This window comes from Phenylobacterium sp., from assembly GCF_044358365.1.
Taxonomy (GTDB): domain Bacteria; phylum Pseudomonadota; class Alphaproteobacteria; order Caulobacterales; family Caulobacteraceae; genus Phenylobacterium.
Genome location: NZ_JBIKNZ010000111.1, coordinates 1 through 6,297 on the forward strand (window position 1 = coordinate 1; position 6,297 = coordinate 6,297).

The 6,297-nt window shown below is 67.9% G+C and carries 6 protein-coding genes; 2 read left to right on the top strand and 4 right to left on the bottom strand.

Features of this window, described 5'->3' with window-relative positions; genetic code table 11:
- Positions 1–267 precede the first annotated feature (267 nt).
- Positions 268–2,193 carry a S9 family peptidase gene (locus ACIQ3B_RS17725; protein WP_397404937.1) on the bottom strand — a complete coding sequence of 642 codons (1,926 nt, stop codon included), beginning with the start codon at positions 2,191–2,193 and terminating at the stop codon, positions 268–270.
- 112 nt (positions 2,194–2,305) lie between these two features.
- Between ACIQ3B_RS17725 and proC the strand changes: the two genes are divergently transcribed.
- On the top strand, positions 2,306–3,103 hold the full coding sequence (proC, locus tag ACIQ3B_RS17730; protein ID WP_397404939.1) for a pyrroline-5-carboxylate reductase: 798 nt from the start codon (positions 2,306–2,308) through the stop codon (positions 3,101–3,103).
- Between the two features lie 111 nt (positions 3,104–3,214).
- Here proC and ACIQ3B_RS17735 read toward each other — a convergent pair whose 3' ends face one another.
- From ACIQ3B_RS17735 to ACIQ3B_RS17745, 3 genes are read right to left on the bottom strand one after another with little or no spacing between them, the layout of a single operon-like run.
- Positions 3,215–3,688, bottom strand: coding sequence for a DUF2147 domain-containing protein (locus ACIQ3B_RS17735; protein ID WP_397404941.1), 474 nt, complete (start codon positions 3,686–3,688; stop codon positions 3,215–3,217).
- An 8-nt stretch (positions 3,689–3,696) separates the two neighbouring features.
- A complete protein-coding gene (locus ACIQ3B_RS17740; RefSeq protein ID WP_397404943.1) occupies positions 3,697–5,061 on the bottom strand; it encodes an ATP-binding protein in 1,365 nt (454 codons plus the stop codon).
- A complete protein-coding gene (locus ACIQ3B_RS17745) occupies positions 5,061–5,768 on the bottom strand; it encodes a response regulator (protein ID WP_397404945.1) in 708 nt (235 codons plus the stop codon). Before ACIQ3B_RS17745 ends, ACIQ3B_RS17740 begins: the two co-directional genes overlap by 1 nt.
- Positions 5,769–5,938: 170 nt before the next feature.
- On the opposite strand from ACIQ3B_RS17745, the gene ACIQ3B_RS17750 reads away from it, so the two are divergent.
- On the top strand, positions 5,939–6,297 hold a 359-nt coding region (locus ACIQ3B_RS17750; RefSeq protein ID WP_397404947.1), incomplete at its 3' end, for an aminotransferase class IV.

Below are 6,297 nucleotides of genomic sequence, written 5' to 3' on the forward strand. Positions count from 1 at the left end.
GTCCGACACGTCCAACCCGACATAAACTTCCATTGGGTCCATCCTCCTGTTTGAAGCAGCGCGATCCACTCGCTCCGACTTCGTATCTTCAGGTCTGGATGGGCCTACCTCAATTACGCGATGTCAACGTTACGCGTTGAACGGGGGAGGTAGGCGCTTTGGTTTGGCTTCGCCTGGCCCATGGGCGGGACTGTAACCTGGGGGCGTGTTTTGCCAAGGCAGAACCTCTGAATGTGACCTTGTCGCCCCTTTCCCGCCTTCGCCGCCTTACTTCACCCCAAGCACCTTCTTCAGGAACATCACCTCGGTCGCCCGAACGGCCTCCTGGTTGGCCTTTTTCGCGATGCCGTGGCCTTCGTCGGCGGCGATCAGGTACCAGACGTCGGCGCCCTGGGTGCGGAGTTTGGCCACCAGCTGTTCGGATTCCGAGCGGGGCACGCGCGGGTCGTTGGCGCCCTGGAACACCATCATCGGCTTGGTCATATTGGCGGTCATGGCCAGCGGCGAGATCCTTTCAAAGACGGCGCGCATGGCCGGGTCGCGTTCGTCGCCGTACTCGGCGCGGCGGGCGTCGCGGCGGTAGCCCTCGGTGTTTGCCAGGAAGGTGATCCAGTTGGAGATGCCGTAGAGGTTGATCACCCCGGCCAGGCGGTCGCTGTAGTGGCCGGCGACGGCCAGCACCATGTAGCCGCCGTAGGATTGGCCCACCACCGCGACGCGGCTGGCGTCGAGGTCCGGCTGGGTGGCGACCCAGTCGAGAAGAGCGCCGATGTCCTTGACGGAGTCTTCGCGTTTCGCGGCGTTGTCGAGACCCTCGTAGGTCTTGCCGTAGCCGGTGGAGCCCCGGACGTTGGGGATGATCACGGCGGCGCCCAGCTGGTTCACCCAGGACTGCCGGCGCGGGCTGAAGCTGGGCTGCTCCTGGCCTTCCGGTCCGCCGTGGATCTGGATCACCACCGGGCGTTTGCCGGTTGCGGGCGAGGTGGGGCGATAGATGAAGGCCGGGATCTGGCGACCGTCAAAGGTGGGGTAGCGGAACAGCGCGGGCTCGACGAACGTCCGGGGGTCGAGGCCGCCAGTCTCGCTTTCGGTCCAGCGGGTGAGCGCCGCGGACCTCAGGTCATAGCTCCAGACGTCGCCGGACGAGCGCGACGTGGAGAGGCTGAGGCCGATGTGCGCGCCGTCCGGGGAGAAGCCGGCGCCGGTGAGCACGCCTTGCGGCAGGGTGGGGCCGGGCAGGCGGGCCCCGGTGGCGAGATCGCGCAGCACCAGGGTGGAATAGCCCTCCTCATTCACCGTCAAGGCGATGACGCGTCCGTCGGGGCTGATGGTGAAACCCTCGGCGCCCCATCTGGCGCCGGGATCGAGGTCGCGGACCGCGCCGGTGGCCAGGCTGATGACCACGGGAAGAAGGTGTTCAGACCGGTCGTCGGACAGGACGACGACAGACGAGCCATCCCCGATGAAGGCGCCGCCCTCGTAGGAGATCCTGCGATCCTGCGGTCCGACCGGGGTCAGGGCGCCGGTGGCGAAGTCGAGCAGGAACAGCTGGCTCCAGCTGACGGAATGGCGTCGCTTGATGAGGGCGCTCTTGCCGTCCGGTGCGATGGCCAGGGGAGCCACGACGCCTGTGCCCTCCAGCACAATGCGGCGGGTGGACGGATTGGCCGGGTCGGCGAGGGCGATATCGTAGTTGGGGTCGCCCGGGGTCACCTGGGTCCAGGCGGCCAGTTTGCCGTCGCGCGACAGCACGAAGCTTTCATTGCGCGTACCCGGCGTCGTGAGTTGGGTCTCGGCGCCGGCCAGGTCACGCACCCAGGCCTGATAGTACTCCGCCCCGCCGACGTCGCGGCGATAGAGGTAGCGCGCGGCGCCCGGCAGTACCTGGGCGGCGTTGACGGGTTCGCTGAAGAAGGTGAGCTGGGTGCGGTCGCCGCCTGGGCGGGCGACGCGGTGGATCTGGTTGGTCTCGCCGAACCGGGTGACGATCAGCATGGAGCCGTCGGGCAGCCAACCCTCGAACATGGCTGAGCGGGCATTGTAGTAAGGCGCGAGCGCCGTGCGGAGTGTATCGGGGACAGGCAGCGCGCCGTCATAGGTGATGGCGCCGACGGTGCGCCGCTCGGGCTCAGACAGTCCGGGGGTCGCGAAGGCCAGGGTCAGGGCGGCGACCAGCAGCAGGGTTCGGAACATCGGGTCGTTTTCCGGGTCAGAGAGATCGCAAGCCATAGGGCCGGAGCGGGCGTCTGTCACCCGGCGGCGGCTTGGGGATGACGCGGCGGTCCCGGGCCTCTAAAGCTCCGCCATGAACACGCCGATACTGATGCTGGGCGCCGGACGCATGGGCGGGGCAATGCTGGAGGGTTGGCTGCGGGCGCATGCGTTCGCGGCGCGCGACCTGATGATCCGGGACCCCATGCCGGGCCCGGCGGCCCTGGCGGCCGGCGAGGCCGGCGCAAACCTCGACCCCACCGAGGCGGACATCGCGTCTGCAAAGACCGTGGTGCTGGCCGTCAAGCCCCAGCTGTGGCGCGAAGCGGCTGCCGGGATCGCGCCGATGCTGGCGGCCGACGCCGTGGTGGTGTCGATCGCGGCGGGGGTGAAGGCGTCTGATATCGCCCAGGCGTTCGGCGGGCGCCGCGTGGCCCGGGTGATGCCCACGACCGCTGTGGCCATCGGGCAGGGGACTGCAAGCCTCTATGCCGATGACGCCGCCGCGTTGGCGACGGCGCGGGCGCTGTTCGAGCCGCTGGGCGGGGTGGTGGCGCTGGGCGACGAGAGCGCCATGCATGCGGCGACCGCCGTGTCAGGCTCGGCGCCGGCCTATCTCTACGCCTTCATCGAGTCGCTGGAGGCGGCGGGAATCACCGCCGGACTGTCCCCGGAAGACGCCAGCCATCTCGCCCGGTCTACGGTCACGGGCGCCGCCGCCCTGCTGGCTACGACCGGCGAGGCGCCCACCGAGCTACGCCGTCAGGTTACATCACCGGGCGGCACGACGGAGGCGGCGCTGAACGTGCTGCTGGGGCCCAAGGGTCTGCAGGTGCTGATGCGCGAGGCGGTGGGGGCCGCTGTGCGGCGGTCCAAGGAACTGGGGGCCTAGATCACGCCGAGACTGGATTGAATCAATCCAGTCTCGAGGAACGTGATCGCCCTCATATGTTTAGAGCGGGTTGCGGGCGGAAAACCGGTTCCCACTTTTCCTCAACCCGCCCTAACTCCGCTTCCAGGTCTGGGCCTGGCAGAGCATCAGGACGCAGCCCTCGACCTTGAGGGTTCCATTGCCACTGATCGCGATCTTGCTGTCGTAGGTCTTGCCGCTCTCCGGATCGTAGATCTTGCCGCCGGTCCAGCGGCCGGGCGCGGCCGGTTTGAAGTCGCGGATCATCGGCAGGCCGACCAGGGGCCGTGATCGCAGCGCCTGGTCCGGATTGTTGGCGTCGAGCCGCTTTGCGTCGACCGGGTCCTTGAGCCAGACGAGGGTTCCGCACATCCGCTCCGGACGCGCCGGGCAGGGTGCGATTCTCACCTTTCCGCTGCCGCCGACAGTCAGCCATTCACCCTGGACGGGATCTGTGGCGAGGGCCGGGGTGGCCCCGGCGGCCAGGATGAAAGCGAACAGCAGGTGGCGCATCGGCGGCTTCTCCAAGGTTTCCTGAAGGATCTTCAGCGCCGCTGAACCCAGCATGAATGCGCTCAGCCGGGAAGCCGGATTGTGGCGCGCAACCCGCCCAGCGGCGAGTTGCTCAATATGATGTCGCCGCCGTGACCGCGCGCCACATCGCGGGCGATAGCCAGGCCCAGGCCCACGCCTTTTGTGTTCTGGTTGCGGCTTTCGTCGAGACGACCGAAGGCCTTGAAGGCGTCTTCGTATTGATCCGGGGGGATGCCGGGTCCGTTGTCGTCGACCCGGATTTCCAGGGCGCCATCCGGGCGGCGATGCGCCTCGACCTCGACCTGGTCGCCATGCGCCGCTGCGTTCATCACCAGATTGGCCAGGGCGCGCTTCAGGGCGTTGGGGCGTACCGTGACCGACAGGTCGGGATCGGTGGCGACCTTGACGTCGGCGCCCAGCCGGGCCGCGCCGTCGCGCACAGCTTCGATCAGGGGGAGGAGCCGGACCAGCCGGGAGTCTTCGCCCCCCTCGCCGCGGGCGAAGGCCAGATACTCGTCGATCATGTGTTCCATGTCGGCCAGATCGCGCTTCATGTCCGCCGTCCGGTTGGTGGGTTCGGCCAGGGCCAGCGTCAGCTTCAGTCGGGTGAGCGGCGTGCGCAGATCGTGGCTGACCGAGGCCAGCAGGGCGGTGCGCTGTTCGATATGGCGCTGGATGCGCCCGCGCATGTCGAGAAAGGCCGTGGCGGCGCGCCGGACCTCGCGGGCGCCGTGGGGCTTGAAGGCGGGTGTGTCGGCGCCGCGCCCGAAGGCCTCCGCGGCATTGGCCAGCCGCTCTATGGCGCGGACCTGGTTGCGGATGAACAGGATCGCCACGGTGGTCAGCAGCACGGTCGCCAGGGTCATCCAGAGCACGAAGATGTGGCCCTGGGTGGCGAAGGCCCGCTCACGCGGGGCCAGCACCCGCATGACCCCGCCCTCGACGCCCACGCGGATGTCAACGTAGGCGGGATATCGGGTGGTATCGAACCAGAACGGCGCATCCAGACGGTCGGACAGCGCCCGTTCCAGCGAACGGTCGATGGGGGCGACGAAGGGTTCCAGCAGGGCGGGGGGATCGCGCCGTCGGGCCGGCAAGGCGCGGCCAGGCTGCAGGGCGATGGACAGGCTCATGGATTTTTCGGCGCGCTGGGAGAGGCGGACGAAGCTTTCCGGCCGGGGGTCGTCCCGGTAGCTCTCCACGGCCCAGGCGATGTCGCCGGCGAGACCCTCCGACAGCCGCGCCGTGACGGTCTGCCAGTGGGCATCGAAAAAGACGTAGGTCACGGCGATCTGCATGAGAGCGACGGGCAGTACGATGATCAGCAGCGAACGCCCGAACAGGGTCGCCGGCACGCTGCGCTTCAGCCAGCGGAGCAAGACGCGCGGGGACGAGGGGGTCCTCATCAGTCCGGGGCCAGCTTGTAGCCAATGCCGCGCACGGTCTGGAGGTAGCGCGGCGCCTTGGCGTCGTCCTCGATCTTGCGACGCAGACGGGTGACCTGCACATCCACCGCCCGGCCCGAAGGGTCGACCGAGCCGCGCGCGAGTTCCATGCGGTCGACGGGTTCATGGGGGGTCAGGGCCAGGGTTTGCAGGAGGGTAACTTCGGCCTCGGTCAGGCGGACCGGTTCTCCGTTGCAGGTCAACTCGCCCCGGTCGGAATTGAATCGGCAGCGGCCCAGCGACAGAACCCCGCCGGGCTGGGCCTGGTCGCCCGCGCGCCGCAGGATGGCCTCGATGCGCAGCAGCAGTTCCTCCGGCTCGAAGGGCTTGCCAAGGTAGTCGTCGGCGCCGGTTTTCAGGCCCTCGATGCGGTCGCCAGCTTCACCCAGCGCGGTCAGCATGAGCACCGGCGTGCGGCCCGCCTTGCCGCGCTGCTGGCGCAGCCAACGGGTCAGGGAGAAGCCATCCTCGCCGGGCATCATCACGTCGAAGATCGCCAGATCAAAATCCAGGGTGGCCAGCAGCCGTCGGGCCGGATCGCCGCCGGGGGCGCCCGTTACGCGGAAACCGGCGCGGGTCAGATACTCCTTGAGGAGCTCCCGGATCCGGTCATCGTCGTCCACCACCAGCAGGTGGCGACTTTTCGGCGGCGCATCTGCGAAGTTCATCAGGGGTTTCCGCCCTCCTATCGCCCGGCGCGAATCTGCGCGGGGATTTGGCCAGCGCCAAGCGATAACGCAAACGGCGGTGGAAAGCTGACGCCCGTTCGGACCAATTTGTTTGACGTGACGGTGAGGGAGCGGTTCAAGGAACGCTTCTGAAAGGCGGCGCAACACTCATGACCATCGTTCCCTTTGACGACCGCGACGGATGGATCTGGCTGGATGGCCAGTTTGTGGCCTGGCGCGACGCCAAGGTCCATGTGCTGACCCATGGGCTTCACTATGCCTCCGCCGTGTTCGAGGGCGAGCGCATGTATGGCGGCGAGATCTTCGAGTTGACGGCGCATACGGAGCGGCTGTTCAAGTCGGCGGACTATCTGGATTTCGAGATCCCCTATTCGGTGGCCGAGATCGATCAGGCTTGCCGGGAAACGTGTGCGAAGAACGGCCTCGCCGACGCCTACGTCCGGCCTATCGCCTGGCGCGGTTCGGAGATGATCGGCGTTTCCGCCCAGGATACGAAGATCCACGTGGC

What these genes read in the sequence shown, in the direction of transcription:
- ACIQ3B_RS17740 (WP_397404943.1), bottom strand. Translation starts at nt 5,061, where the DNA reads ATGAGGACCCCCTCGTCCCCGCGCGTCTTGCTCCGCTGGCTGAAGCGC.
- ACIQ3B_RS17735 (WP_397404941.1), bottom strand. Translation starts at nt 3,688, where the DNA reads ATGCTGGGTTCAGCGGCGCTGAAGATCCTTCAGGAAACCTTGGAGAAG.
- ACIQ3B_RS17725 (WP_397404937.1), bottom strand. Translation starts at nt 2,193, where the DNA reads ATGTTCCGAACCCTGCTGCTGGTCGCCGCCCTGACCCTGGCCTTCGCG.
- proC (WP_397404939.1), top strand. Translation starts at nt 2,306, where the DNA reads ATGAACACGCCGATACTGATGCTGGGCGCCGGACGCATGGGCGGGGCA.
- ACIQ3B_RS17745 (WP_397404945.1), bottom strand. Translation starts at nt 5,768, where the DNA reads ATGAACTTCGCAGATGCGCCGCCGAAAAGTCGCCACCTGCTGGTGGTG.